This is a genomic window from Burkholderia sp. JPY481, assembly GCF_038900515.1.
GTDB lineage: Bacteria > Pseudomonadota > Gammaproteobacteria > Burkholderiales > Burkholderiaceae > Paraburkholderia > Paraburkholderia youngii.
The window spans coordinates 40,582-66,052 of record NZ_JAYMRT010000021.1 but is presented as its reverse complement, the minus strand read 5'-3'; the positions used below and the strand labels follow the sequence as shown (position 1 = coordinate 66,052).

Genomic DNA, 25,471 nt, shown 5'->3' with positions numbered 1-25,471 from the left:
GCGCTTTCCGTCGGCGAAAGCGCAATGACCGAAAACGTTTACTCCAGCCGCAACTTCGCCATATACGGCAAATGATCCGACAGCCACGCGGTCTCCTGCGTCGGCTGGATCCATTCGACCGGCTGCATGCCGCGCACGAACATCTTGTCGAGCGACAGCGCCGGCGAGAACGCCGGGAACGTGCGCGCCGGTTCGCCAAGCAGCGTCGCGACTTCCTGCAAGCCGTGCTCGCGAAAGAGCGGCACCGAGTCGTTGCGCCAATCGTTGAAGTCGCCGGCCAGCACGAGCGGACCGTCCGGGGCTTCCTTCGCGATCCAGTGCGCGATCCAGTTCATCTGCCGCAAGCGAGCCGGACGCGTCAGCGCGAGATGCGCGCACAGCAGCGTGACGAGCCGCCCGCCGAACGTCGCACGCGCGACCAGCAGGCCGCGCTTCTCGAAGCGGTGCGCGGAAATGTCCCAGCGGCCGCCGAGATCCAGCGGATGCGGCGAAAGAATTGCATTGCCGTGCCGCCACGACGGCTTGAACACGTTAGGGCCGAGCGCGACTTCGAGTTCGAGCGCGCGCGCGATTTCGGTTGCCTGACAGTGCCAGACGTCGGTCAGTGGATCGTCCATCGGTGCGCCGAAACTGCTTGCCAATACCGGCGACGGCATGCGCCGCGCCATCGCTTCCTGCAGGAAGTACGCGTCCGCGTGAGTCGATTGAACCCAGCGCTGCATCGCCTGCCAAGCCTGAAAACCGAGCGGGGTGCGGCCCTTGTGCAGGTTCCAGCTCACAGCGACGAAATCGTTTGGCGCGAGGCTCTCGCGGATCAATTCTTCTGGGTTTCGCATGCCGCGTTATCCACGTGTTCTGTTTGAGCGCGCTGGTCAGGCGCGCGGTTCCTGTCAGTTTGGATTGTTGCCGCCAGTCGCGGCGCCATTGCCGCTCGTGCCGCCATTCGTACCGTTGGCATTCGCACCGTTGCTCACGACGCTTGCGCGCACGCGGTACACGAGGTTCGGATCGCGATCGACGATCGTCCAGCTCGCCCATTGATCCGGAGGAACAACGAGACCGGGATGGCTCGCGCTCACCTGGCGCGGCTGCGGCGGCAGCTTGCAGCCGATGTCGGTGCGCGCCGCGCTGTTGTCCTCGAGCGTTTCCTGCGTGTCGATCGAAAACATCACGCCCTCGGGATCGACGCGCAGCGGCGACACCGTGATCGTGCGCGACAGATCGATGCTGCCGGCCGGCTGGTCCTTGCAGCCGACCTTGTGTTGCACGACCTGGTGATGCGTATCCGTGCGCGCCTGGCCGACGGTAGTGGTGCCGTCGAACGAATCGATCTGCTGGCCATCTTTCACTACCTGCAATTGCCATTGCACGACCTGCTGCGCCGGCCGTTGTTGCGCGTGGGCGAGCAACGAAGCGCCAAGCAGCATGGCCACGATACTGGTTTTCCACATAAAAGGTTCTCCGCTCACGCGTCGGTTGCGGGGTTGCCTTGCCTCTCGCCGCAGCAGGTCAGAGAGCAATCTTACCCCCGATGGCCGCAACGATTTCTGACACGGTCGACGAGGGCCGGTTCAGCAACAATCCATTCCAGATAAGGCGCGGAATGCCAGCGATGGTTAGCAGCAGAGCCGCGCGACTGCTGGCTTGCACGCGTTTGTGTCCTCGCTACACTGGACTGGAATCGGCGCTCACAAGGCGCCGCCGCTGCAGGATCAGCCAGACGGGGTGAGCGATGACGACAGCAATGGTCAAACAGGAAATCGCCGTGGCCTCGTTCAGCCGGGTGTATGACCTCGATGAGGTCGAAAGCGCGCTGAACGGTCTCGGCGAGGGCGCGAACGAGGCGCTGCGCGCCACCTACGAAAAGATGCTGAAAACCGGCAATCTGCGCTTCTGCGTGAAACCGAACCGGATGCCATCGATCGACGATCTGATCGACGCACTGCCCAATTTTTCCTCACCACTCGACGACATTCGCAAGCAGGTCGCGCTGTGCCTCGAAACCGAGGATCGGCTCGAACTGATGCCGATCCTGCTGCTTGGCGAACCCGGCATCGGCAAGACGCATTTCGCGAAGCAGTTGGCGCGCCTGCTCGGCACCGCGTACCACTACGTCGCGATGAGTTCGCTGACGGCGGGCTGGATTTTGTCGGGCGCGTCGTCGCAATGGAAGAACGCGAAGCCGGGCAAGGTGTTCGATGCGCTCGTGAACGGCAGTTATGCGAACCCGGTGATCGCCGTCGACGAGATCGACAAGGCGACCGGCGATTCGCAATACGACCCGCTCGGTGCGCTCTACGCGCTACTCGAACACGACACCGCCCAGAGCTTCGTCGACGAGTTCGCCGAGATTCCGATTAATGCGGGCAACGTGATCTGGATCGCGACCGCCAACGACGAACGCGCGATCCCCGAGCCGCTCCTGAACCGCATGAACGTCTACGAGATCCCGCCGCCCGACCACGCCGGCGCGCGACGCATCGCGCAGTCGATCTACGACGAAATCCGCGGCGCGCACAACTGGGGCCTGCGCTTTCCTGAGTCGCTCGGCGACGCGACGCTCGATGCGCTCAAGCGGGCATCGCCGCGCGAGATGCGCCGCGCGATCCTGAACGGCTTCGGCGCGGCGCGCATCGCGGGACGCGACCGGATCGAACCCGCCGATATCCGGCTCGGCTACGGAAACCGGCGAAAACCGATCGGATTTTGACGTTTTCGGCCGGTTTTTTGCACCAAACTCCCGCTTTTCGTCATTCGGGTGGCTGTCGCGGCAATTCGTACAATGTGTGTGGTGAATGCAACGGCAATTGTTGCTGTTTTCGACGTGGATCGTCGGATCAAGCCAGTTTGGGCCGCCATCACCTGGTCGATGCGCACGAGCGTTTGTCAGTTCTGTCTGTACCGAGTCGTACAATTTTCCGTGGGGGTGATAAAAAGACATAAGCAGACCCAGCGGACAGATACGTTCGACAATGAACGGAACGCGGCGGCGAGGTGCCGTTCCTGTCTTCCTTCCATCGGCTGAACGAGGCAGCGCGCGGCGCGATGCGCCGCGTCAACGGATATGGATCAAATCGAATGTGTAGTGATCGGTGCCGGCGTGATCGGCCTCGCGACGGCGCGCGCTCTCGCGGCGCGCGGGCGCGAAGTGATCGTGCTGGAGGCCGCCGACGCGATCGGCGTGGGCACGAGTTCACGCAACAGCGAAGTGATTCACGCGGGCATCTACTATCCGCGCGGATCGCTGAAGGCGACGCTGTGCGTGCGCGGCCGCGAAATGCTGTATGACTACTGCGCCGAGCGCAACGTGCCGCATTCGCGCTGCGGCAAGCTGCTCGTCGCGACGTCGCGCAACCAGATTCCGCAACTCGAAAGCATCATGGCCAAAGGGCGCGACAACGGCGTGCTCGACCTGATGCGCATCACCGGCGATCAGGCGCAGGCGCTCGAACCGGCGCTCGAATGCGTGGAGGCGGTGTTTTCGCCGCAGACGGGGATCGTCGATAGTCATCAGTACATGCTCGCGCTGCAAGGCGATGCCGAGCGCGACGGCGCCGTGTACGCGTTTCATGCGCCGGTCGAGGCGATCGAGGCTCACAACGGCCGCTTCACGATCGCGGTCGGCGGTGCGGCGCCGACCACGATCAGCGCCGCCTGCGTGATTAACAGCGCGGGTCTGCATGCGAACGCGCTCGCGCGCAAGATTCGCGGGCTCGACCCGCGCCACGTGCCGCCGCTTTACTTCGCGCGCGGCAATTACTTCAGCATCTCGGGGCGCGCGCCGTTCAGCCGCCTGATTTATCCGATGCCGAACGAGGCCGGCCTCGGCGTGCATCTGACGCTCGATCTCGGCGGCCAGGCGCGTTTCGGTCCCGACGTCGAGTGGGTCGACGCGATCAATTACGACGTCGATCCACGTCGCGCGGAGTCGTTTTATGCGGCGATTCGCGCGTACTGGCCGGCCTTGCCCGATAACGCATTGCAGCCGGCTTACGCGGGGATTCGTCCGAAGCTTTCAGGTCCTGGTGAACCCGCCGCCGATTTCGTGATTCAGGGGCCGGCCGCGCATGGCGTGCGGGGGCTCGTCAATCTGTTCGGCATCGAGTCGCCGGGTCTGACGGCATCGCTGGCGATCGCGCAGCGGGTCTGCGAGCTGGCGGGGCGCGCGTAAAGCCGCGGTTACACCGTACCGAACTGCTTATCTCCAGCATTTGGAATATCACCGGAGACGGCTTCGTTGCTATCCTTGGCGAACGCTGTCATCAGAACGGCGTTGATTCCAATATAAATGGAGTGAGTCCCCATGAGATCTTCCCGTCGTACGTTTTTGATCACCAGCATCGGTGTGGCATCGACACTCGCACTGTCGCGCCAGGCGTTCGCCGACGCGCCGAAAGTCTCCGAAACCGATCCGACCGCGCAGGCGCTTGGCTACAAGGCGGACGCGAGCAAGGTCGACAAGGCGAAATTCGCCAAATTCCAGCCGGGCCAGCAATGCAGCAACTGCAGCTTCTTCCAGGGCAAGGCAGGCGATGCCTACGGCGGCTGCCCGATGTTCGCGGGCAAACAGGTCGCGGCCACGGGCTGGTGCAGCGCCTATAACAAGAAGACCTGATCGAGCCTGTGTTCGATGTGCAGGCTTTGCGCGGGATGCGCGGCGACATTGCTGCGCATCCCGCGACTGCGTGCATCGTGGCGTTTTGCGCCGCATGCGGATTGCAGCGCGCCGCTGGATGTTTTAGCGGCGCGCTTTCATCAATGGCGGGCGCCTGTCGAACCACGGCCGTGCCGCCTCGAGTTGCGCGGCGAGTCTGAACAGCGTCGCTTCGCCGCCGACACGCGCGGCGAACTGCACACCGATCGGCAGCCCCCGCGCGTTCCAGTACAAGGGCACCGACATCGCCGGCTGGCCACTCAGGTTGAACAGCTCCGTGCAGCCGGCCCACGCGAATGCCTTGTTCGACGCTTCGAACAGCAGTCTCTTCATCAATCGTTCCAGCGGCATCGTGGTGACCGCGCGCATCTGCATGCGCTCGACCGAGCTCGGCCGCATCTCGCCGATCTTGATCGGCGCGGACGCGAGCGTCGCGCACAAGAGCACGTCGTAGCGGTTCAGCAGATCGGTCAGACGTGCGGTGATGCGCCGCTGTTCTTCGAGCGCGGCCGGCAACCCCTGTTCGCCGATCTTGCGGCCGACATGCGCCATCGCCCACGTCGAAATTTCGAACTCGGCGCGCGCCGGCTTGTGCCCGGTGATGCGCTCCGCGTTCAGCACGAGGTCTTCGGCAGTCACCGACCACAGCGTCAGGAACGCATGACGGACCGCCGCGAAATCGACGCCGAGCGTCACCGGCTCCAGACGATGGCCGAGTGAGCTCGCGAGTTGCGCGGCGTCGTCGAGCGCGGCGCGGGCATCGGCCGATAACGACGGCGCGAGCATCGGCTCGGTCACGTAGGCGATCGTCAGGGGCTTACATGGCTCGCGGGTCGCGCCGAGAAAGGTGCCGGGGGCGCCGGCCGGCCGTTCGGCGTTGCCCGCCAGCAGGTCGAGCAGCAATGCGCTGTCGCGCACGCTGCGCGATACGGCGTGATCGATGCCGAGTTCGCCGGCACTGGCCTGCGCCGCGCGCGGCACGCGACCGCGAGACGGCTTCAGGCCGAACAGTCCGCAGCATGACGCCGGAATCCGGATCGAGCCGCCGCCGTCCGACGCATGCGCGAGCGGCACCACGCCGGCGGCGACCGCCGCCGCGGCGCCGCCGCTCGAACCGCCCGGCGTGTGATCGAGATTCCACGGATTGCGGCACGCGCCGAATAGTTCGGGCTCCGTATAAGGCATCTGGCCGAGCTCTGAGGTGCTGGTCTTTGCGAAGATGTTCAGACCCGCCGCTTTCGCGAGCGCAACGACCGGCGCGTCCTGCGTCGGAATGAAGTGGCGGTAGTGTCGGCTGCCCATGGCCATGCGCAGCCCCGCCACGGGCGCGCCGAGATCCTTGATCAGGAACGGCACGCCGGCGAGCGCGGCGTGAGCGGAGGAGTTCTCCGTTCCGTTCACACCGTCGACGCTTTTCGCGCGATTTGCGTCGTCGCGTGACGCGCGCTGGCGGGCCGCATCGTAGTCCTTCAGGACGACTGCGTTGATGGCCGGATTGACGGCCTCGGTGCGCGAGATCGCGACGTCGATCAGTTCGCGCGCGCTAACCTGGCGTGTGCGCACGAGTTCGGCGAGGCCGATGGCGTCATGAGCGAGATAGTCTGATAGCACGTCGGTTGAGCCCTCGCGGTCGGTTGGCATGCTGCGTCGAATTTGCGGCCGGCCATGCACGCGCGACAGCGTCGTTTCGCTCGATTTCGCGTTTGCTCCGCTCGGCGTCGCGCATGTGAAAAGACGGCGTGTCGGCTGACACGCCGTCTTCCACAGAGTACCTGAGTTGAGCGCCGACGTGACTGATGTGAATTCGGATGCTCACTCTATATGCGTGAGCTCCGCGAATTACATCCGCTCGCCGAGGAACGTCAGCGTGCGGCCATGCGCCAATGCCGACGCGTGCTGGTTGTAGGACGCACGATCGGAGCAGTTGAAGCCGTGATCCGCGTTCGGGTAGATGTTGAATTGCACGTCGGCGCGACCCGCGAAGCGCTCCTGAATCTGGCCGATGTCCGACGGCAGAATATGCGCGTCGAGCTCGCCGTAGTGGAACTGCATCGGCACTTTGACGTTCGCGGCCTTGTCGAGATGGTTGTGGATGCCGCCGCCGTAGTAGGCGACAGCGGCGTCGACCGAACCGGCCGCCGCGGCGAGATAGGCGAGACGGCCGCCGAAGCAGTAGCCGATCGCCGCGACCTTGCCGGTCACTTCCGGCAGCGCACGCAAGGCGGCCGCGGCGGCGCCGATGTCGGCGACCGCGTCGTCGACTTTGGTCTTCTGCATCAGTTCGATGCCCTTTTCGCGATCCTTGCCCTCATACGTCAACTCGACGCGCGGCTGCACGCGCCAGAATACGTCCGGGGCGAGCGCGACATAGCCGTCCTGCGCGTACTGATCGGCGACCGAGCGAATATGGCTGTTCACGCCGAAGATTTCCTGAATGATGATGACGGCCGGCCCCTTGCCGCCCTTCGGCAGCGCGAGGTAGCCGCCGAAAGTGTCGTTGCCGGCCGGGATGTCGATCCATCGGGAAGTCGTGCTCATGTTGTTCTCCATTGACTCGCGCGAACGCCGCGCGAGGTCGGTGTGTACGAAACGCTCAAGGCCACGCGGCCCTGCAACGGGCGATTAGTTTGCCATCAAAAGAACCGGCTTGCAGTGAGGCGGGACGGGGACTTCGCGGCCGATGCGGCAGCCGCTCGCGCACTATGCGCCTGACTTTCGCGCACAGCTGGAGGCACTGATCGAATTGCGTGGGGCGGTCGCCGGCTTTACGTTCGGGCCGTTATCGGCGGCTGACGTCGAGCGTTTGCATGCAAAGCGGCAGCTATGTAGTTGGGACTGCGACGCATGTGCCGAAGGTGTCGCGTGGCGCGATGCGGGCGCCGATGCCGTCGCCCGCGCAGGGCGCAGAAGCAGGCGCGCATCGCGGCACGTTCATCGGCGTATTCGAAGATGCGCTGGTCGGCATGATGGCGCTCGTGCCGCAACTGGTCGACGCGACCGGGCTGCCGGTGCTCGCGGCCGGCGGCATTATGGACGGTCGCGGCATCGTCGCGGCACGCGCGCTCGGCGCGCAAACCGCGATGATGGGCATCGCATTTCTGACCACCCGCGAGAACGCGATCGCCGAGGTATGGAAAACCCGCGTGCGCGGCATGTCCGATACGCCGACCACGGTGACGCGCGCGATCACGGGCCGTCACGCGCGCGGCATCCGCAATCCGTTGATGCAACGTTTGCGCGAATCGGCGGAAAGCACCGCGCCGTATCCGGTGCAAAACGCGTTGACGCAGGCGCAGCGGCAAAGCGCGGCGCGCCGAAGCAATCGGCGCGACTGAACTGATGACGCAGCTCGAGCGGGAATGGCGAGCGCCCTCCGCGCGAATCGCCGAGTTCATGCGTTGATTGCGTGGCCGATTTAAGACTGATTTAAGTTTTTTACCGCTGTCACATTCCTGTGCTGCACGCCACATTTTTGAGTTGAAAAACCCTTCGAATCTTATGTGACAGAACCCGGAAAAAGACTAAATCCGCGCCTGCGGAGAAACTTCCCAATTAGCGGAAACCCGCATGGGCTGGGGCTTTTCGGCTCGCTCACCCAGGCCGCGAGCGGCTCGCGTACGAACTGCGCTATTAGTGTTGTTCCCACTTTCTCAAAAAATTCCCGCAAATTAATTTGTTGGCCTACACTTGCGCGCAAGTACGGTTTGCCAACTGTCACAAACAGTCCGGTAAACGTGCTGGCCAAGTGCATGAACGATGCAACCGGCGTGGTCGTCCACGGGACTGAGCGACACGTGTAGGGGAAGCGGGGCACAGGGCGATTACGTTGTTTTGACCGAAACTGGAGACTTACATGAACATCAAAATTCAAAAGCTGTTGCCGATCAGCGCTGCCGCTCTGCTGTTCGCGACGTTGGCAACATCGGCCGCAGCCGACACGGTCGTCAAGATCGGTCACGTTGCGCCGTTGACCGGCGGTATCGCTCACCTGGGCAAGGACAACGAAAACGGCGCGCGTCTCGCCGTCGAGGAAATCAACGCGAAGGGTCTGACGATCGGCGGCCAGAAGGTCACGCTGCAACTGGACGCGCAGGACGACGCGGCCGACCCCCGTACGGCTACGCAGGTTGCGCAGAAGCTCGTCGACGACAAGGTCGTCGCCGTGGTCGGCCACCTGAACTCGGGCACCTCGATCCCGGCATCGAAGATCTATAGCGATGCGGGCATCGTGCAGATCTCGCCGTCGGCAACGAACCCGGCCTACACGCAGCAAGGCTTCAAGACGACCTACCGTGTCGTCGCGACCGATGCTCAGCAAGGCCCGGCACTCGCGAACTACGCGGCCAAGGGCATGAAGGTGAAGAGCGTCGCGATCGTCGACGACTCGACCGCTTACGGCCAGGGTCTGGCGAACGAGTTCGAGAAGACGGCGAAGGCGCTCGGTCTGAACGTCGTGTCGCACGACGCGACGAACGACAAGGCCGTCGACTTCCGCGCGATTCTGACGAAGATCAAGGGTGAAAATCCCGACGCGATCATGTACGGCGGCATGGACGCAACCGGTGGCCCGTTCGCCAAGCAGGCGAAGCAGCTCGGCCTGCGCGCGAAGGTGCTGGCAGGTGACGGCGTGTGTACCGACAAGCTGTCGGACCTGGCCGGCGACGCAACCGACAACATCGTCTGCTCGGAAGCCGGCATGGCGCTCGAAAAGATGGCGGGCGGCAAGGCGTTCGAAACGAAGTACGAGAAGCGCTTCGGTCAGCCGATCCAGATTTACGCGCCGTTCACGTATGACGCGGTATACATCATCGTCGACGCGATGAAGCGCGCTAACTCGACCGATCCGGCGAAGATCCTGGCAGCGATGCCGGCGACCGACTACAAGGGCGTGATCGGCGAAACGACGTTCGACTCGAAGGGCGACCTGCAGCACGGCGTGATCTCGCTGTACAACTACAAGCAAGGCAAGAAGACGCTGCTCGACGTCGTCAAGATGTAAATTCGGTGTGATCGAAGGCGGCGTTTGCGCCGCACTTCGATTCGCTGCTTGAGAGGCACGTGGGCCGCGAGGCTTGCGTGCCTTTTCTTTTGATCACCGCGCCTGTCAGATCTTCAAACGCCGCAGCACCTTCGGCCCGGCGAAGGCGATCATCGCGGCGCACACCGCGACGACCGACAGCCCGATCGTCAGATTGGTCACCTGCGCGACGGCGCCGATGATCACCGGTCCGAGCAGCAAGCCGAAATAGGCCAGTCCCGCGACGTGCGCGAGCCCCTCGGCCGCGTGGATACCCTTCACGCTCGCCGCCGCCGCGAACAGCACCGGCATCATGTTCGCGAGGCCCAGGCCGATCAGCGCAAAGCCGGCGAGCGCGGCCACCGGATTCGGCAGCAGCAGCGCGTCGACCATCCCGGCGCAGGCGAGCGTCGCGCTGATCATCACGAGCTGCGGTGCGCCGAAGCGGGCGCGCACCGCGTCGCCGGCAAAACGGGCGGCCGCCATGCCGCCGGAGAACGCCGCGTAGGCGGCGCTGGCGAGCGCTGGCGTCGAGAGCACGACATCGCGCATATAGACCGTGGCCCAGTCGTACATCGCGCCTTCGGCAATCAGTGCGACCAGCGCCATCGTGCCGAGCGCCCATAGCGCCGGCGAGCGCCAGCGGCTCGCACGCGGCGTCGCGGCATCGGGATGCTCGGCGTGCGGCACGTGCGGCAGCACCGACGGGCATGCGAGCACCAGCACGAGCGCGCTGGCCGCCGCGGCGAGCGCGAGATGCAGCGCCGGCGCCATGCCGCGAGACAGCAGCGCCCCGCCGACCGCCGCGCCGAACATGCCGCCAAGGCTGAACATCCCGTGCAGCGACGACATGATCGGTTTGCCGAGCGCCTTTTCGACGGCGCTCGCTTCGGCGTTCATAGCGACGTCGAGCGTGGCCATGCCGGCGCCGAAGACGGCCAGCACGACCAGCAGAATCCAGTACGCCGGCACGACCAGAATCAGCGCCGCGCAGGCGGCCATCGCGAGTCCGCCGGCCAGGCAGGCGCGGCGCGTGCCGACCCGCGCGATCCACGACGCGTTGGTCACCATCGCGCCGATCGATCCGCCCGCCACCGCGAACAACGCGAACGACAGCATCGCCGGATCCAGATGGAAGCGGTCGCGCACCGTCGGCACGTGCACGCCCCACGACGCGTACATCATGCCGGCGATGAAAAACAGCGCCATCGTGGCGATCCGTGCGCGTTGGCGTGCAGTGACGGACAGGTCGCGATGGGCGGCCGGGAGGACGGCGAATTCGGAGGCGTGGTGATCGGGCACGGAGGTCTCGGGGCGGAGGGCGCGAGAAAGCGCATTGAAAGCGGATCTCCGATTTTATCGAAGCGTGGTGGCTAACGCTTGGAGCCGTGGGATCGGGCGCATACGATTGATGGGCAGTGGATGCAACGAAGCGGGATTGCTGGATGTCATGCTTTGGTGCGCCGCAGTTGTCTTTGAAATGCTGCGCGTGACGGCTTTTGCGCCGCTCACCGCTGTCCGTTCGTTTTTTCTTTCACCGAGGAACGCTCAGTTGAACATTCCCGCTCACGCTCCGCTGCATCTGCTGCACACGGCCGCGGTCGGCACGCTCGCCACGCACGCTCGCCAGCCCGAGGGCTTTCCGTATCCGTCGGTGCTGCCGTTCGCGCCGGACGCGCAGCATCGTCCGACGATCCTCGTGAGCCGGCTCGCGGAGCACACGCACAATCTCAACGCCGATCCGCGCGCCGGTTTCCTGGCCGTCGACGCACCCGATGGCGACGTGCTGGGCGGCCAGCGCGTGACGCTGCTCGGCCGTTTCGAGCCGGTCGACTCGAGCCCGGAACTGTTGCGGCGCTACCTGCGCTATCACCCGGACGCGGAGCGCTATCTGGCGTTGGGCGATTTCACCTTCTGGATCATGGAGATCGAGCGGCTGCGCTACATCGGCGGCTTCGGCGCGATGGGCTGGCTCGACGGCGCGGAACTCGATCCGCTGCCACCGCTTGCCGCCAGCGAGGAGGACGCGCTGATCGCGGAGTTCGGCCGCCGGCTCAGTCGCGCGGGCGACATCGAATTGCTGGGCGTCGATCGTTATGGCGCCGATCTGAAACGCAACGGCGTGCGCCGCCGTTTCGCATTCGATGACGCGCGGTCCGATTCCGGGACATTGCATGCGGCGCTCGAAGTCTGCATCGAGCGGCATGCGAATTAAGCATTTATCGTTTATCGAAAAACAAGCCTGCGCCAGTCGCGAGGGAGGGACACTTGTATCAAAAGGCGTGCTTATTCCAGTCAAAGCTTTCATGCCGTGAAATGTTTCATGTGCAATGGGCGCCTCGGGTCTCATTTTCTGATAGTTGAATCGGATCAATATGCGAATCGGCGGCATTTTTTCAGCGGCGTGCGAAATCAGCGATTTGAAAGGCCGTAGTCCGACCCAGAAGCGGCGCAGGAAACTTTTTGAAACGAATTTAAATTAATTTTTTCCAGGCGCTTATCCAGCCTTTCTATTTTGTGTTAATCTCGCCATCAAATTCCGAGGCATGAAACCTTCAAAGGCGAGTCGGCATAAGACCGGCGTCATTTATCCATACCACAAGGGAACCTATGTCTTCCTACAAGGAACTACTCGCGCAGCGCGAGAAGCTCGAAAAGCAGATTGAAGAAGCGAAGTCGCGCGAATACGCGGAAGTGTTGAATGAAATCAAGCAGAAAATGGCCGACTATGGCATTTCGCTGAGCGAACTCGGCGGCGGCCGCGCACCCAAGGGCGCTAAAGCGAGCCGGCCGCGCGCAGGCGTCGCACCTAAATATCGCGATCCCGAAAGCGGCAGCACGTGGTCCGGTCGCGGCAAACCGCCGCGCTGGATCGCAGGGCTTGATCGCGAAAAGTTTCTGATCCAGAAGTAATCGCGATCCGGCGGACGGTAAGGGTTGCCTGCACGTAATGCGAATACTGGCAATCCACCGCGTTTATAGCCTGCTGCTGAATCTCAGAAAGCCGCGCACCGTTCAGGGCGCGGTTTTGTCATTTGCGGCGCCCGTTTTCTGGCGCATGCACTTCAGGCAACTGGAACGCGAATGCTTTTCGTTTCGATAAGCGACTGATTTAAAAAGGTTTTTTCTTGGGCTTCCCTGCGCAAGCGAATTGTGGCGGGTACAATAACAACAATTAACCTTTCCGCCTTTTCAGCATGTCGTCCGCCGCGATCGCCCAAACCGCCGAGAAACAACGCGTTGCACGCAAGAGTACCTTTGCGAGTATTGCGGTCAATACCGTATTGATGACGCTGCAAATCATCATCGGCACGATCGCGCACTCGCAGGCGCTGGTTGCCGACGGTATCCATTCGCTCGCCGATCTGATTTCCGATTTTGTCGTGCTGATTGCCAATCGGCATAGCGGGGCCAAACCCGACGCCGATCACAATTACGGTCATAGCCGTTATGAGACGGTGGCGTCCTTATTTCTCGGCGCGCTGCTGATCTCGGTCGGCGTCGGTATGTTGTGGCGCGCCGGTACGCGGCTCGCCGATCTACAAAATATCCCCGCCGTGCATATCAGCGCACTCGCGGTCGCGGCGCTCGTACTGGTCTCGAAGGAAGCGCTGTTTCGCTACATGCTGAGCGAGGCGAATCGGGTGCGTTCCGCGATGCTGATCGCGAACGCATGGCACGCCCGTTCGGACGCGGCGTCGTCGCTGGTGGTGGGGATCGGCGTGGTCGGCAGTCTGGCCGGCTTGCGGTTGCTCGACCCGATCGCGGCGGCTATCGTCGGCTTCATGGTCGCGCGCATGGGCTGGACCTTCGGTTGGGACGCGCTACAGGATCTGTCGGACCGCGCGCTCGACGAAACCGCCGCCGCCGACATGCGCGCGCTGCTGATGTCCACCCCGGGCGTGCGTGACGTGCACGAAATGCGCACGCGCAAGACGGGCGATTTCGCGCTCGTCGACGCGCATATCCTCGTCGATCCGATGATTTCGGTGTCGGAAGGTCATTACATCGCGGAGTCGGCGCGTCTGCGTGTGCTGACCGACAAGCGCGTGCTCGACGCGCTGATCCACGTTGACCCGGAAAACGACGCGCTCGCGCATCCACCGGTCGATCTGCCACCGCGTGAGCGCGTGACCGCCGAGGTCGACGCGGCGCTGGCTGCCGGTGGCCTGCGGGCCGCTGCGGTGAATCTGCACTACCTGAGCACCGGGCTCGATGTGGAGGTTGTGTTGCCGGCGGCGGGGTCTGCTGAAGGGTGTACTGCGGAGGGCGCCGAAGCCGCTCGTCTGCTGGAGAGCGAGGCGCAGTCGCTCGGCCGCGTCGATCTGGCGGCGCTCAAGCGTCGTCTCGGCGCACGCAACCTCGACGTGCTGCTGCAACGGGATATCTCTGCCGCGCAAGGCGGTTCGACGGCGGAGCTCAAGACCGGCGCGGCCCCCGCCGGTCGGTCAACCGCCAGCGAGCCTCACAACGCCGACTGAGTTTGGCGAGTTTCGGACGCCCGAAACCGCGAACTTCCATGCCGCCCGCGGCAGCGGCATCCGTCACAACGGCAACTGCGTATCAAACTTGATTTCGCGCAGGACCACGCTCGTGCGCACCTGCGCAACGGCCGGAATCTTGAAAATGCGTTCGTGCAGAAAGCTGTCGTACGCCTTAATGTCCGGCGCGACGATCTTCAGGATGTAATCGGATTCACCGGTCGTGCTGTAGCACTCGGTCACTTCAGGGCAGGTAGCGATTTCCCGCTCGAACTGCTCGACGCCGCCTTCGGTGTGACGCGTCAGATGGATATGCGCGAGCGCACACACGTGCAAGCCGAGCTTTTCGCGATCGAGGAGCGCGGTGTAGCGCTGGATCACGCCCGACTGTTCCATATCCTTGATGCGCCGCCAGCACGGCGTGCTCGACAACCCGACCTGGTCGGAGATTTCCTGCACGGAACGGCGTGCGTCGAGCTGCAGCAGGCGCAGGATCTTCTGTGAGAACGTATCGAGTGTCAACTGCGCCTCCGTTAGCGTCGCCGTATCAACGAATGGTAGAGGGCGCGAAAACGAAACGCAATGTAAAACGGCTCTCGCGAGCGAGATTGCCTAATTTACCGGGTCCGGAGCGGCGTTTTGCCCTGAGCCGTCCCCATCATCCTTGCCGTCCCCCGGCAGCTCGGGCTGACGCGCGCGCAAGTCCTTCAGCATGTTGCAAAAGAGGGCACCCTGCTCGATGGCGTCGTCGAGTGCGACGTGCGTGTGCGGATGCTCGTCGAACCAATGTTTCGGAAAGCGCGGCTTGATGTTCTTGCGGTACGGCAGGCCGGTCATCGCGAACGCGAGCGTCTTGATATCGAGCGCCGACCACGAGAACGGGCAGCGGCCGACGAAGCGCATCATGTACCAGAACATATAGGTGAAGTCGAAGCCAGCCGGCATCGCGACGAACACCGGCTTGCCCGGCAGCGCCTCGACCCAGTCGACATAGGCGCTCAGGGCGGCCTCGGGCTTCTGCAAATCCTGGCGGCAAGCCGCCCATGCTTCCGGCTGGGTCTTCCACCACGCTTCCTGCACTGGATGCGGCGCCGCGCCTTCGAGTAGTTCGAGATTCGCCGAGAACGTCGCGATCAGCCGCTTGTCCTCTGTGTACGCGGCGGATGCAAAGCTCAGCATCGAATGCGGGCCTGGAATGGGGCCGTCCGCTTCGACGTCGGTACTGACATAGATTTCGCTGCTCATGCGCCCACTCCGTCGGCGACGTAGGGATTCGTGCGGCGCTCGGCGCCGAACGTCGAGGTTGGGCCGTGGCCCGGCACGAACGTGACGTCGTCGCCGAGCGGCCAAAGTTTGTCGCGGATCGAGCGGATCAGGTCCGCGTGGTTGCCGCGCGGGAAATCCGTGCGGCCGATCGAGCCGGCGAACAGCACGTCGCCGACCAGCGCAAGCCGGTGCGCGCGGCTGAAGAAGACCACGTGGCCCGGCGTGTGGCCGGGGCAGTGGTAGACCTCGAAGGTTTCGTCGCCGAACTGCACGGTGTCGCCGTCTTGTAGCCAGCGGTTCGGCACGAAGGCATCGGCGGCCGGGAAGCCGAAGCGCGTGCTTTGATCCGGCAGCTTGTCGAGCCAGAAGCGTTCGTCGGGATGCGGACCTTCGATCGGGACGCCGTAATGGCCGGCGAGCGTCTTCGCGCCGGCGCAGTGATCGATGTGGCCATGGGTCAGCAAGACCTTCTCGACGGTCACGTTCTGCCGCGCGATCTCACGTTGGATCACGTCGAGGTCGCCGCCCGGATCGACGACGGCCGCGCGCCCCGTGGTCTCGCAAACGAGCAACGAGCAGTTCTGCTGGAACGGCGTGACTGGGATCAGGGTGACTTTCATGGCTGGAACGACGCGCTGGAAAAACGTTGATTGTACCGGCCTCGCGACAGTCTCCGTCGCCGATGCGACGAGGCTTACGCATGGCACTGTTGCGCCTGTGGTAGGGCCATTTTTGCGATAAATGTGAAGATTGATCAAGGATTGGGGGCGCTCGCCATCCCAAAATTTTTTTTGGGTATAATGGAGTCCATGCACAAGAGTTGTGCAGCCACAAGGCGACGCATCCCCACAAAACGGGGACGCCGCTCGCTATTCAAGTAAGGGCTGTCGGCATGCCGATGGCCATCAAGTATCGATGCGTTCGATGCACACGTCTTGCCCAGCCAGGCGCCGCGCGCCTGCTACGGAATTAACCTCCGTGACGCTGGGTGGGGCCTACGCCGCCGTTCCTGCGCGCTGAGTTGCGCGCGCAAGAACGTGTTTGCCACGTTCAATTGGCGGCATGTGGGGTCTGGTCAGGCTGCCGGGGACAGGTTGCGCCAGACGTGAAAATTAACCGTGCGGTAGCGGCTGAGTCAGCCGTATCCGGGCTTTGACGTACTGCGCTTTTTCGCGCGGCGCGTCGTCGTCCCTACCGCCGGAGCCGCAAGCAACATGCCCAGCAGTTTCGCGGGTGACGCGGCTCGACTATGTGTTTGCACGTCTTATGAAAACTCGGCTATCCCGTGGTCTAGGGACTCTTTTTGCCTTTTTTGTACTGGCCGGTTGCGCCACGCCTCCTGGCGCGAGCGACACGTCCGCGAACGACACGCCGCAACGTACGAAGAACGTGCACCTGAGTTCTTTCGGACCTCAATCGTTCGGTAGCGCGCCGGCCTCGAGCCCGAGCACGTCGAACGCGCCTGCGTCGTCGCTGGCTGATGCGAAGCCGCTCACCGACGATGGCGTCGATGTGCCGGACTTCCATCAGATCGGACGCGCGTCGTGGTACGGGCGCTTCTTCCACGGCCGCCGCACCGCCAACGGCGAGCGTTACGACATGCACGCCCTGACGGCCGCGCATCGTACGCTGCCGCTCGGCTCCTACGTGCGCGTGACCAATCCGGCCAATTCGCGCTCGGTGATCGTACGGATCAACGACCGCGGTCCGTACGCGCGCGGCCGCGTGATCGACCTGTCGATGGCGGCCGCCGGCATGCTCGACATGCGCCACAGCGGCACCGCGCGGGTCAAGATCGAAGGGCTCACGCAGCAGGAAGCGCGCGCCGAGCTGAACGAGACGCTCGCGTCGAACTCGGATTCGAACAAGTGATGTGACGTGACGCGCCGGTGATGCCGCGTCGGCAGAACCAACCATCTGTAGACAAGCGAAGGGCCGCGATATGCGGCCCTTTTCTTTTTCTGCCGCTTTGCCCGCCAGGCTTGGCCTTCAGGTGTCGGGCTCGTCTTCCTTCAGTGCGAGCGCGCGCGTGTACAGCGCATTGCGCGATGCGCCCGTGAGCGCCGCCGCGACCTTCGCGGCGCTGCTGACCGTCAATTCTTCCAGCAGGATGCCGAGCAGCGCGTCGTGATCGTGCTCGCCGGACGCTTCGGGCGACGCGCCTTCGACCACCAGCACGAATTCGCCCCGTTGCCGGTTCGCATCGGCGGCGAGCCACGCTGGCCCTTCGGCCAGAGTGCCCTGGTGCAGCGCTTCGTGTAATTTCGTCAGTTCCCGCGCGATCAGCAGACGGCGCGTGCCGCCGAACGCATCGGCGAGCGCCTGCACCGTCTCGACGATTCGGTGCGGTGCTTCGTAGAACACCATCGCGTGAGGATGTTGCGCGAGCGCCTGCAAGGCGGCGGCGCGCGCCTTCGGCTTCGGCGGGAGGAAGCCGAGGAACGAGAACGTCGCGACCCAGTCGCCGGTCGCGCTGAGCGCGGTGGCGAGCGCGCTCGCGCCGGGCAGCGGGACCACCGTGAAGCCGGCCTCGCGCACCGCATCGACGAGCTTGGCGCCCGGGTCAGAGATGCCCGGCGTCCCCGCGTCCGACACGTAGGCCACGCGCTCGCCGGCCTGCAGATACTCGATCACGCGCTGCGCGGCGGCGCGCTCGTTGTGCTGATGCACGGCGACGAGCGGCTTCGAGATGCCGTAGCGCGCGAGCAGCTGACCGGTGTTGCGGGTGTCCTCGGCGGCGATGCGATCCGCGAGTCCGAGCACGTGCAGCGCGCGCAGCGTGATGTCGGCGATGTTGCCGATCGGCGTGGCCACCACATACAGCGCGGCGGCGGGGTACTGCTGCCCTTGCGCGAGTTCGGAGAGAGGAGTCATGACACGGAAGACACAAACAGACGGAACGAGGCCGACATTGTGCCATGTGGGCTTGCGCGAGCAGGGCGCGGCGAGGACTGCGCAAAAGACGCCCATCAACGCCAGCCCAAAAGCCGCTCACAACTTTTCCTGCGCGCACCAGTCCAAATCCGTCGGCGCCGCTTTCGAAGCACGCGCACAAGAATTTTTGCAGCGTCAGCGTCTGTGCTTCGTCGCACGCAACGTGACGTGTCGAGGCGGCGAGATCGATCTCGTCATGAGCGATCGCGACGGCGCGCTGGTGTTCGTCGAAGTTCGCGCGCGTGCGCAGCGGCATTACGGCGGTGCGGCCGCGAGCATCGGTTGGCAGAAGCGGCAGCGCATCGTGCGGGCGGCGCGCCACTATCTCGCGACTCGCGCCGCGACGAACCGCGCCCCGCGCGACGAACCCGCGTGCCGTTTCGACGTCGTCGCGTTCGAGAGCGGCAGGCTCGTGTGGTTGCGCGATGCGTTTCGCGCCGACGAACTCTGACGGCTCACGCGGACAACGCGCGTGAGTGCGATAAACTTGCGCTCGCGTGCCGCGCGAGCTCATCGGCGGCCACAGCCTGGCAGTATGACTTCACAACACGGCCGCAGAGTGCGGTCCATTCGCGGTAGAAGATAGAGACTCGATGTCAGTCGAACGCATCCAACAACACTTCCGCGACAGCGCGGCAGTCAAACTCGAAGCCCTCGAAACCCTGTCGATGCCGATCGCCGCCGCGATCGACACGATGTTCGCCGCGCTCGCCAACGGCAATCGCATCCTCGCGTGCGGCAATGGTGGTTCGGCCGCTGACGCGCAGCATTTCGCGGCCGAGCTGATCGGCCGCTTCGAGCGCGAGCGGCCAGGCCTGCCGGCCATTGCGCTCAGCACCGACACCTCAGTGCTCACCGCGATCGCCAACGACTATTCGTTCGAACAGATTTACGCGAAGCAAGTCTGGGCTCTGGGTCAGCCCGGCGACGTGTTGCTCGCGATCACCACATCCGGCAATTCCACGAACGTGCTCGCCGCGATCGAAGCGGCGCACGAGCGCGAAATGATCGTCGTCGCACTGACCGGCAAGGGCGGCGGACGCGCGCAGGAAGTATTGAGCGACACCGACATCCACGTATGCGTGCCGTCCGAGCGCACCGCGCGCATCCAGGAAGTGCACCTGCTGACCATCCATTGCCTTTGCGACGGCATCGATGCCATGTTGCTCGGCGAAGACTGAGACTGATTTCGAAGGAGAGCTAGTTGATGAGCGCATTCCGCATCAAGAAGACACTGGTGAGAACCGTGCTCGTGGTCGGGTTCGCGGCGGGACTGTCGGCCACGCTGCAAGGCTGCTTTCTCGCCGTCGGGGCCGCGGCGGGTGGCGGCGCGCTGATGGCGACCGACCGTCGCACGCTCGGCGCGCAGACCGAGGATCGCGAGATTCAGGTGAAGGCGCTGTCGCAGATCAGCCAGAATCTGCCGGACTCCGCACACGTGAACGTCACGGTGTTCAACCGCCGCGTGCTGCTGACCGGCGAGGTCGCGGGCGAAGTGTCGAAGCAGCGTGCCGAGAGCATCGTGCGGAACCTGAACAACGTGAATACGATCGTCAATGAACTGGCGATCATGCCGGCGAGTTCATTCTCGTCGCGCACCAACGACACCTACCTCGAAACGCGCGTGAAGACCGCGCTGATCGCCGAGAAGAACATTTCGGCGAACAACTTCAAGGTCGTGGCCGAGCGCGGCAACGTCTATCTGATGGGCCTCGTCACGATGGATGAGGGCAAAATCGGCGCTGATGTCACGAGCCGCGTGCCTGGGGTCGTGCAGGTCGTCAAGGTGTTCCAGTACATCCAGCCGCAGGAAGCGGAGGCCGCTGCTGCCGCTACCGCGACGGCGCCGGTGCCCGCCTCGCAGCCCGAGGTTAGTGAGCCTACTGTCGGCGCGATTCCCGATTCGGGGGTGAGCGCGCGGCCGCTCGATCAGCAGGCGCCTGCGCCAGTCAATTCGTCGACGGCGGTGCGGCCGGGTAATCCGAAGGCGGTGCCTTGATGCGGGGTGTGACGCGTGGGGGTGTTGTCTTCGCGCTGGTGGTCGGTGCGATGGCGGGCATGATGACGTCGGTTGCTTGCGCGGCTGAGGCCGCACTACGCGGCCAGCAGGTCGCCGCGGCGAATGCGTGCATGGGCTGTCACGCGGTGGATCGCAAGTTGGTTGGTCCGTCGTTTCAGCAAATCGCCGCGAAGTACAAAGGCGACGCGCAGGCGCCGGCCAAACTCGCTCGCAAGGTGAAGGACGGCGGCTCCGGCGTATGGGGCATGATTCCGATGCCGGCCCATCAATCGATGAGCGATGCAGATATTCGCACGGTGGTTGATTGGGTGCTCGCCGGCGCGCCGTCCAGATGAGGTTTTCCCGGAGCGGGAGGCTTGGCAAAAGGGAAAATGGCTGTGCTAGAATTATTTTCGTTGGGGGGGTAGCTCAGCTGGGAGAGCGTCGCGTTCGCAATGCGAAGGTCGGGAGTTCGATCCTCCTCCTCTCCACCACCGAATCGTCTCACAGCGTCACGCAACATCTCGAAAGCCGCGAATCTACTGGGTTCGCGGCTTTTTCTTTGTCTCTGGTTGTCTCATGCCGCATCTTGTCATCTTGGGGCAACTGGGGGCAACATCGAGGGCAACCAGCAGATACGCGAAGGAGTTGCCCCCAGATGTCGCTCACCGACACCAAAATCAAGCAGGCCAAGCCACGGGAAAAACTTTACAAGATTTCCGACGAGCGCGGGCTCTATCTCGAGGTCACTTCCACCGGTAGCAAGTGGTGGCGGTTCAAGTACCGAATCGACGGCAAGGAGAAGCGCCTGTCACTCGGCGTCTATCCGGATGTCGGCCTACAGAAGGCGCGTGAGAAGCGCGACGACGCACGAAAGCTGGTCGCCGACGGGGTCGACCCGAGCGTTCATCGTAAAGCTCAGAAACAGGCAAAGGCCGACGCCAACGCTAGTAGCTTCGAGGTCGTGACCCGCGAATGGCTTGAAAAACAGAAGAAGGTCTGGGAAGACAGCCACGCCGAGAAAGTTATCCGTCGCTTCGAGCGCGATGTCTTTCCCTGGCTGGGTAAGCGACCGATAGGTCAAATCAAACCCTTTGAACTCTTGAAGGTTTTGCAGCGAATCGAGGCCCGCGTTGTCGAGACAGCGCACAGGGCGAAGCAGAATTGTGGTCAGGTCTTCCGGTACGCAGTCGCGACGGGCCGAGCGGAACGCGACATCACGGTCGACCTCAAAGGCGCGCTGACACCTTGGAGGGAAGAGCATTTTGCCAGCATCACCAATCCGGAAGAAATTGGCCCGCTGCTTCGCGATATGTATGCCTACAAGGGTACGTTCGAAGTCCAATGTTGCTTGCGGATTGCTCCTCACGTTTTTCTTCGACCAGTAGAGCTTCGGCTTGCCGAGTGGCGGGAGTTCGACCTGGACGATGCCACGTGGGAGGTCCCCGACGAGCGCATGAAGATGAACCGGCCGCACATCGTGCCGTTGTCAACTCAGGTTGTGGACATTCTCCGGGAGCTGCATCCATTGACGGGCGACGGCGTCTTCGTGTTCAGGGGGCGGAATCCTCGGAGCACGATATCCAACAATACCGTCAACAAGGCACTCCGTAGCATGGGCTACTCGACCAAAAACGACATCACGGGACATGGCTTCCGGGCCATGGCCCGCACGGTGCTTGATGAACGGCTGAGATTTCCCGTCGATTGGATAGAGCATCAGCTCGCGCACATGGTGCGCGACGCGAATGGGCGCGCATATAACAGAACTGCCCACCTGGACGGACGACGGGAGATGATGCAGGCCTGGTCGGACTATCTCGACAAGCTCAGGCTGTCCGCAGAAGTGGCTCATGACGAGCCCTAATTGACTATTATTGAAGAATTTCGATAGCTAAATATCATCGTGTAATCGTCCCTGAAACGGCCCAATTTGTCTCGGGCTGTCTCTACACGTTGGACCGAAACTACCAACGGTCCAACGATGACCCTTGAACTTCCTGCCATTCTCCAAACAACCGCCTTTCTCCGGGAGAAGCAGCTTGTCGGAGATGCAAAAAAGCAGATTGCGGGATTGTTGCCGTTTTCACGCGCCACACTTTGGCGACGGGTGAAGGACGGCACCTTCCCGTCACCGCTGAAGCTGTCTGAACGAACCACTGTGTGGCCAACGCCGGAGATTCGAAAATGGGTAATCGACCATAGCGGCCACTCCACGGAAGCGGACGCTCCACGGACTCGCTGCGCGCCGGAGCTTGACGCTGTGTGAGCATTATTGCGGCGTCGATTGAATCTGCGTGAACCGGAAGTCGGCGGTGACACGCCTGGGCCACAGTGCGTGCAACGCCGAGCCATCACCGCGGTCGGGCAGTAATGCAAATCGACGGGCGCAATTCACTGGTAAAGGTGGCAGAGCGCTTGAACTTCCATGTGAACGACGCGGGTCGGACGGCCACCTTCGTTAGATGCTATGGCGTCGCCTGCGTATCTTCGGCAATGTCAGCTGCGAATGCCTCGTCGACTCTCTCTCCGTTTGACGCGACAGACCGGATGTTCCGTTCGCTTTTTGAGCGCTCCTTCCACTGTGCTTCGGTGTATCAAGCACGGCACAGACTTGAATCATGCTGCACATCGGGTGGCGACAATCTGGGACAGTCGACCCGATATGCGGTATCCGTTCACGGTAGCTGGCTTCAGTAATGTGGTTTGGCGGTCCTAGGGCAACCACCAGCTGCGATTCCACCGAAAGACGACCTCGTGAGATTTTCAAGGCGTGCTTGCTCGCTAAAACCCGGGTTGAGCCTCTATGCCTTTTTTGACAGCATTTTGTGCGTGCAGTCACAACTCCTGCTCGATGTATCTCGCAGACCGTCAGCCTTCCTACCAGAATTGCCACTCGCCTCGCACCTTTACAGGTGAAGTTGAGGATAACGATATGGCGTCGCGCAAAGCAGCTCTTACGGCGCACAACTTTTGGAAAACAGCATGACGGTATCGACAACCACTCTGGACAACGTGATAGCCCTTAATCGTGACGCTAGGCCATACAGCGTTCTCTATCGCGATGTAGCAATGAAGAACGGGCTGTTCCTCCGAGTCTCACACGCTGGAAAGCAAGAGTGGTGGGTTCAAAGCAGAAACTCGCTTGGGAAACATTTTCGTCACAGGATAGGCGAGTACCCGACGATGGACCTCGCGGTAGCTCGACGCGAGTGCGAGCGCGTATGTGCTGCGATTGCCGCAGGCAGACGTGGCGCGATGGATTTGCCGGAACAAACACTTTGGCAGGTCTTCGAGAAGTGGGGCAAGCGTGGAAGCCTGAGTGATTCGACGTTGAAAAAATACGAGTGGATACTCAGGAAGTACGCCAACGAATGGCTGGACAAGCCGTTGCATTCGCTGACGCACGCGCGACTGAAAGAGCTGTGTGACCGTATCGCCGAGAACCCCGGGGAGGCGTCGTTGGCTGGTCGACTTATCCGCATTATCCGGGGACTCGCCAATTACGCGAAACTGCCATTGAATCCCGCGATGGGCATGAATATCCCCACTTCGCTGACCAAGTCCGTTGGTCGAAGCATATTATCGCCCGCCATATTGCGGACCTTGTTCGACGCCATCGACACGCTGAACCCTTATCCGCGAGCTTACTTTTACACTCTGCTGTTCACCGGATTTCGCGAGCGCTCCGTTCGCGTGATGGAGTGGTCCCATCTGAAACTGGAAGGTGGGGGGGCGCCTGCGTGTCTCATCTCGGACAGCTCAGCGAGTTTCGGCCATGGTGGCGCTGTGGAAATGCCGTTGCACCCGTACCTGGCGATGGAACTGCGAACGCTGCGGTCACACCACGCCAAACACGGCTTTGGCTCGCCGTACATGTATCCGTTACCTTCCTCGCGCGCGGGCGCTGCGGCGGCGACAAGTAGTCTCCCGAACCCATGGCGTACGGAGCCGTTCAAAAGGTCGCTGGCGCGGCTTCGCGAGCTCACCGGTATGCAGGAATTGCGGCATTGCAATTTTCGCGAAACGGTGGCGAGCTATTCAATGGACCTTTTCGAACAGATATGGGTGACTCAAGGGATGCTCAATCAGCAAACGCCCTCGCGGAAATTTGGACGGCGCGGCATGGCCTCGACAGAGACCTTGCGCCCGTTTGTTGAGAGTTATGGAGACGCACTGCTTATGCTGGCAGGGCGACTGGTGGAGCGCGATATGTCGCCGCTCCAATCCGAGTTCTGGAAAACAAAAGTCAAGCTGCTTTCTGGCGTCGAAGACGATTTCAAGCGTCAGGATGGCCGACAAACGCGGCTACGAAGCGGTGCGGTTTCGCAGGTAGCTCGACCCGTGCTCGCCACCGACGTTTCCAGCGATGAGTAGCGGCGACCGGCCGATGTAGCGTTCTCGAAGCGCTTTTACGTCGGGCGGTCGACGCAAGGTAGCACGATAGATTGGCGGTTTTTCGCGTGGCGCGTGAATCCGCCTTCGACCGTATGGCACTAATGCTGGTATATGACGCGAGGTTGCCGAGCGCCGGCGTCGGCTTGCACGGGAGCTGCAGGCACTTCGCGAACCGTCACGAATGACGCGGGCTGTCAAGCGCGAGCAACTTTGGCTTACTTTGGCAGCCCACCTGCAAACACGTTCTGCACACGCTACTTCGCGAAAAGCCTCCTAGTTCGTCATGTTCAACGCGGTGAAGCGAATCGGGTAATATGAACTACAAATGGCGGTCTAGTCCCATGATACCTTCCGCCTTATGTCGGAACAGTTGACCAATAGATTGAGCTGGCGTGCCGGAACGCTTTCTGCCAGCATTCTCACCGCCTCGTCGACTTGTGCTCCCGCTCTCCTCCGCTGTTTTCAAGCCGGCACCCTCCCACTGCGTCGAGAATCGCCTGCGCGCACCGCACCTCTCCACCGCGCGCTGAAGACGCTCAACCATTTCTTCGCTGATGCCGAGTTCGCGGACGACTTCAATGTCGGTGACCGCGTCGGCTAGCAGCACACCGACGAGTGCACTCGTGCATGCCTCGCTGTCAGCAAGGGGACCGCCGCTCATCTCTTCGATTCTTTTCTCCATGTGCCCTGTAGCGGTGCCTGGTTTAAACGGGGTTCACTTG

General features: G+C 62.8%; 27 protein-coding genes, 1 tRNA gene and 1 pseudogene. 17 read left to right on the top strand and 12 right to left on the bottom strand.

Annotation, left to right across the window (positions count from 1 at the left end; all coding sequences use genetic code 11):
* Positions 1–38: 38 nt before the first annotated feature.
* Together VSR82_RS33060 and VSR82_RS33055 are read right to left on the bottom strand one after the other, a co-directional pair.
* Positions 39–836 carry an endonuclease/exonuclease/phosphatase family protein gene (locus tag VSR82_RS33060; RefSeq protein WP_176109779.1) on the bottom strand — a complete coding sequence of 266 codons (798 nt, stop codon included), beginning with the start codon at positions 834–836 and terminating at the stop codon, positions 39–41.
* Positions 837–890: 54 nt separating this feature from the next.
* Complete coding sequence (locus VSR82_RS33055) at positions 891–1,451, bottom strand: hypothetical protein (protein ID WP_429461199.1); 561 nt, start codon at positions 1,449–1,451, stop codon at positions 891–893.
* A 281-nt stretch (positions 1,452–1,732) separates the two neighbouring features.
* Between VSR82_RS33055 and VSR82_RS33050 the strand changes: the two genes are divergently transcribed.
* A complete protein-coding gene (locus VSR82_RS33050) occupies positions 1,733–2,710 on the top strand; it encodes an AAA family ATPase (protein WP_429461197.1) in 978 nt (325 codons plus the stop codon).
* Positions 2,711–3,064: 354 nt separating this feature from the next.
* Positions 3,065–4,171, top strand: coding sequence for an NAD(P)/FAD-dependent oxidoreductase (locus VSR82_RS33045; protein ID WP_368583267.1), 1,107 nt, complete (start codon positions 3,065–3,067; stop codon positions 4,169–4,171).
* An 8-nt stretch (positions 4,172–4,179) separates the two neighbouring features.
* Here the strand turns inward: VSR82_RS33045 and VSR82_RS33040 are convergent, their stop codons facing one another.
* Positions 4,180–4,305, bottom strand: coding sequence for a hypothetical protein (locus tag VSR82_RS33040; protein ID WP_368583268.1), 126 nt, complete (start codon positions 4,303–4,305; stop codon positions 4,180–4,182).
* Here VSR82_RS33040 and VSR82_RS33035 point away from each other — a divergent pair.
* Complete coding sequence (locus VSR82_RS33035; RefSeq protein ID WP_368583269.1) at positions 4,304–4,615, top strand: high-potential iron-sulfur protein; 312 nt, start codon at positions 4,304–4,306, stop codon at positions 4,613–4,615. The two genes, VSR82_RS33040 and VSR82_RS33035, sit on opposite strands and share 2 nt — an antisense overlap.
* A gap of 123 nt (positions 4,616–4,738) precedes the next feature.
* On the opposite strand, the gene VSR82_RS33030 is transcribed toward VSR82_RS33035, so the two are convergent.
* Together VSR82_RS33030 and VSR82_RS33025 are read right to left on the bottom strand one after the other, a co-directional pair.
* Positions 4,739–6,295 (bottom strand): amidase, encoded by a 1,557-nt coding sequence (locus VSR82_RS33030; protein ID WP_429461194.1) that lies wholly within the window; start codon positions 6,293–6,295, stop codon positions 4,739–4,741.
* Positions 6,296–6,493: 198 nt separating this feature from the next.
* A complete protein-coding gene (locus VSR82_RS33025) occupies positions 6,494–7,192 on the bottom strand; it encodes a dienelactone hydrolase family protein (protein WP_013088117.1) in 699 nt (232 codons plus the stop codon).
* A gap of 139 nt (positions 7,193–7,331) precedes the next feature.
* On the opposite strand from VSR82_RS33025, the pseudogene VSR82_RS33020 reads away from it, so the two are divergent.
* Positions 7,332–8,056: pseudogene (locus tag VSR82_RS33020) on the top strand (NAD(P)H-dependent flavin oxidoreductase); the annotation flags it as partial.
* 451 nt (positions 8,057–8,507) lie between these two features.
* Entirely contained in the window at positions 8,508–9,653 is a 1,146-nt protein-coding gene (locus tag VSR82_RS33015; RefSeq protein WP_429461191.1) for a branched-chain amino acid ABC transporter substrate-binding protein, read from the top strand.
* A gap of 105 nt (positions 9,654–9,758) precedes the next feature.
* Here the strand turns inward: VSR82_RS33015 and VSR82_RS33010 are convergent, their stop codons facing one another.
* Positions 9,759–10,973 (bottom strand): MFS transporter, encoded by a 1,215-nt coding sequence (locus tag VSR82_RS33010; RefSeq protein WP_368583272.1) that lies wholly within the window; start codon positions 10,971–10,973, stop codon positions 9,759–9,761.
* A gap of 250 nt (positions 10,974–11,223) precedes the next feature.
* Here VSR82_RS33010 and VSR82_RS33005 point away from each other — a divergent pair, with 250 nt between their 5' ends.
* Both VSR82_RS33005 and VSR82_RS33000 read left to right on the top strand, forming a co-directional pair.
* A complete protein-coding gene (locus tag VSR82_RS33005; RefSeq protein ID WP_429461189.1) occupies positions 11,224–11,886 on the top strand; it encodes a HugZ family pyridoxamine 5'-phosphate oxidase in 663 nt (220 codons plus the stop codon).
* 395 nt (positions 11,887–12,281) lie between these two features.
* Positions 12,282–12,584: an H-NS histone family protein gene (locus tag VSR82_RS33000; RefSeq protein WP_008921239.1), complete on the top strand. Its 303-nt coding sequence runs from the start codon at positions 12,282–12,284 to the stop codon at positions 12,582–12,584.
* 152 nt (positions 12,585–12,736) lie between these two features.
* Here the strand turns inward: VSR82_RS33000 and VSR82_RS32995 are convergent, their stop codons facing one another.
* Positions 12,737–12,970, bottom strand: coding sequence for a hypothetical protein (locus VSR82_RS32995; protein WP_498858437.1), 234 nt, complete (start codon positions 12,968–12,970; stop codon positions 12,737–12,739).
* Between VSR82_RS32995 and VSR82_RS32990 the strand changes: the two genes are divergently transcribed.
* Positions 12,869–14,152 (top strand): cation diffusion facilitator family transporter, encoded by a 1,284-nt coding sequence (locus VSR82_RS32990; protein WP_429461187.1) that lies wholly within the window; start codon positions 12,869–12,871, stop codon positions 14,150–14,152. The genes VSR82_RS32995 and VSR82_RS32990 overlap by 102 nt on opposite strands.
* 63 nt (positions 14,153–14,215) lie before the next feature.
* On the opposite strand, the gene VSR82_RS32985 is transcribed toward VSR82_RS32990, so the two are convergent.
* The 3 genes from VSR82_RS32985 to VSR82_RS32975 all read right to left on the bottom strand — a co-directional run bounded on the left by VSR82_RS32985 (position 14,216) and on the right by VSR82_RS32975 (position 16,038).
* A complete protein-coding gene (locus VSR82_RS32985; protein WP_012431468.1) occupies positions 14,216–14,674 on the bottom strand; it encodes an Lrp/AsnC family transcriptional regulator in 459 nt (152 codons plus the stop codon).
* A 90-nt stretch (positions 14,675–14,764) separates the two neighbouring features.
* Positions 14,765–15,397 carry a 3'-5' exonuclease family protein gene (locus VSR82_RS32980; RefSeq protein WP_368583275.1) on the bottom strand — a complete coding sequence of 211 codons (633 nt, stop codon included), beginning with the start codon at positions 15,395–15,397 and terminating at the stop codon, positions 14,765–14,767.
* Entirely contained in the window at positions 15,394–16,038 is a 645-nt protein-coding gene (locus VSR82_RS32975; protein ID WP_429461184.1) for an MBL fold metallo-hydrolase, read from the bottom strand. The genes VSR82_RS32980 and VSR82_RS32975 overlap by 4 nt, the downstream gene beginning before the upstream one ends.
* 646 nt (positions 16,039–16,684) lie before the next feature.
* Between VSR82_RS32975 and VSR82_RS32970 the strand changes: the two genes are divergently transcribed.
* Positions 16,685–17,290 carry a septal ring lytic transglycosylase RlpA family protein gene (locus VSR82_RS32970; protein WP_429461182.1) on the top strand — a complete coding sequence of 202 codons (606 nt, stop codon included), beginning with the start codon at positions 16,685–16,687 and terminating at the stop codon, positions 17,288–17,290.
* A gap of 117 nt (positions 17,291–17,407) precedes the next feature.
* Here the strand turns inward: VSR82_RS32970 and rsmI are convergent, their stop codons facing one another.
* Positions 17,408–18,292: a 16S rRNA (cytidine(1402)-2'-O)-methyltransferase gene (rsmI, locus tag VSR82_RS32965; RefSeq protein ID WP_429461180.1), complete on the bottom strand. Its 885-nt coding sequence runs from the start codon at positions 18,290–18,292 to the stop codon at positions 17,408–17,410.
* A 37-nt stretch (positions 18,293–18,329) separates the two neighbouring features.
* Between rsmI and VSR82_RS32960 the strand changes: the two genes are divergently transcribed.
* The 8 genes from VSR82_RS32960 to VSR82_RS32925 all read left to right on the top strand — a co-directional run bounded on the left by VSR82_RS32960 (position 18,330) and on the right by VSR82_RS32925 (position 24,728).
* Positions 18,330–18,803: a YraN family protein gene (locus VSR82_RS32960; RefSeq protein WP_429461949.1), complete on the top strand. Its 474-nt coding sequence runs from the start codon at positions 18,330–18,332 to the stop codon at positions 18,801–18,803.
* A 142-nt stretch (positions 18,804–18,945) separates the two neighbouring features.
* Complete coding sequence (locus tag VSR82_RS32955; RefSeq protein ID WP_429461178.1) at positions 18,946–19,533, top strand: phosphoheptose isomerase; 588 nt, start codon at positions 18,946–18,948, stop codon at positions 19,531–19,533.
* Positions 19,534–19,559: 26 nt separating this feature from the next.
* Positions 19,560–20,351 (top strand): BON domain-containing protein, encoded by a 792-nt coding sequence (locus VSR82_RS32950; RefSeq protein ID WP_429461176.1) that lies wholly within the window; start codon positions 19,560–19,562, stop codon positions 20,349–20,351.
* Positions 20,351–20,707: a c-type cytochrome gene (locus VSR82_RS32945; protein WP_368583281.1), complete on the top strand. Its 357-nt coding sequence runs from the start codon at positions 20,351–20,353 to the stop codon at positions 20,705–20,707. The genes VSR82_RS32950 and VSR82_RS32945 overlap by 1 nt, the downstream gene beginning before the upstream one ends.
* A gap of 62 nt (positions 20,708–20,769) precedes the next feature.
* A tRNA-Ala gene (locus tag VSR82_RS32940) sits at positions 20,770–20,845 on the top strand.
* 164 nt (positions 20,846–21,009) lie between these two features.
* Positions 21,010–22,218 carry a tyrosine-type recombinase/integrase gene (locus VSR82_RS32935; protein WP_498858433.1) on the top strand — a complete coding sequence of 403 codons (1,209 nt, stop codon included), beginning with the start codon at positions 21,010–21,012 and terminating at the stop codon, positions 22,216–22,218.
* Between the two features lie 117 nt (positions 22,219–22,335).
* Entirely contained in the window at positions 22,336–22,620 is a 285-nt protein-coding gene (locus tag VSR82_RS32930) for a helix-turn-helix transcriptional regulator (RefSeq protein ID WP_498858432.1), read from the top strand.
* Positions 22,621–23,336: 716 nt separating this feature from the next.
* Positions 23,337–24,728: a site-specific integrase family protein gene (locus VSR82_RS32925; protein ID WP_498858431.1), complete on the top strand. Its 1,392-nt coding sequence runs from the start codon at positions 23,337–23,339 to the stop codon at positions 24,726–24,728.
* Between the two features lie 340 nt (positions 24,729–25,068).
* On the opposite strand, the gene VSR82_RS32920 is transcribed toward VSR82_RS32925, so the two are convergent.
* Entirely contained in the window at positions 25,069–25,431 is a 363-nt protein-coding gene (locus tag VSR82_RS32920; protein WP_498858430.1) for a hypothetical protein, read from the bottom strand.
* Positions 25,432–25,471 lie beyond the last annotated feature (40 nt).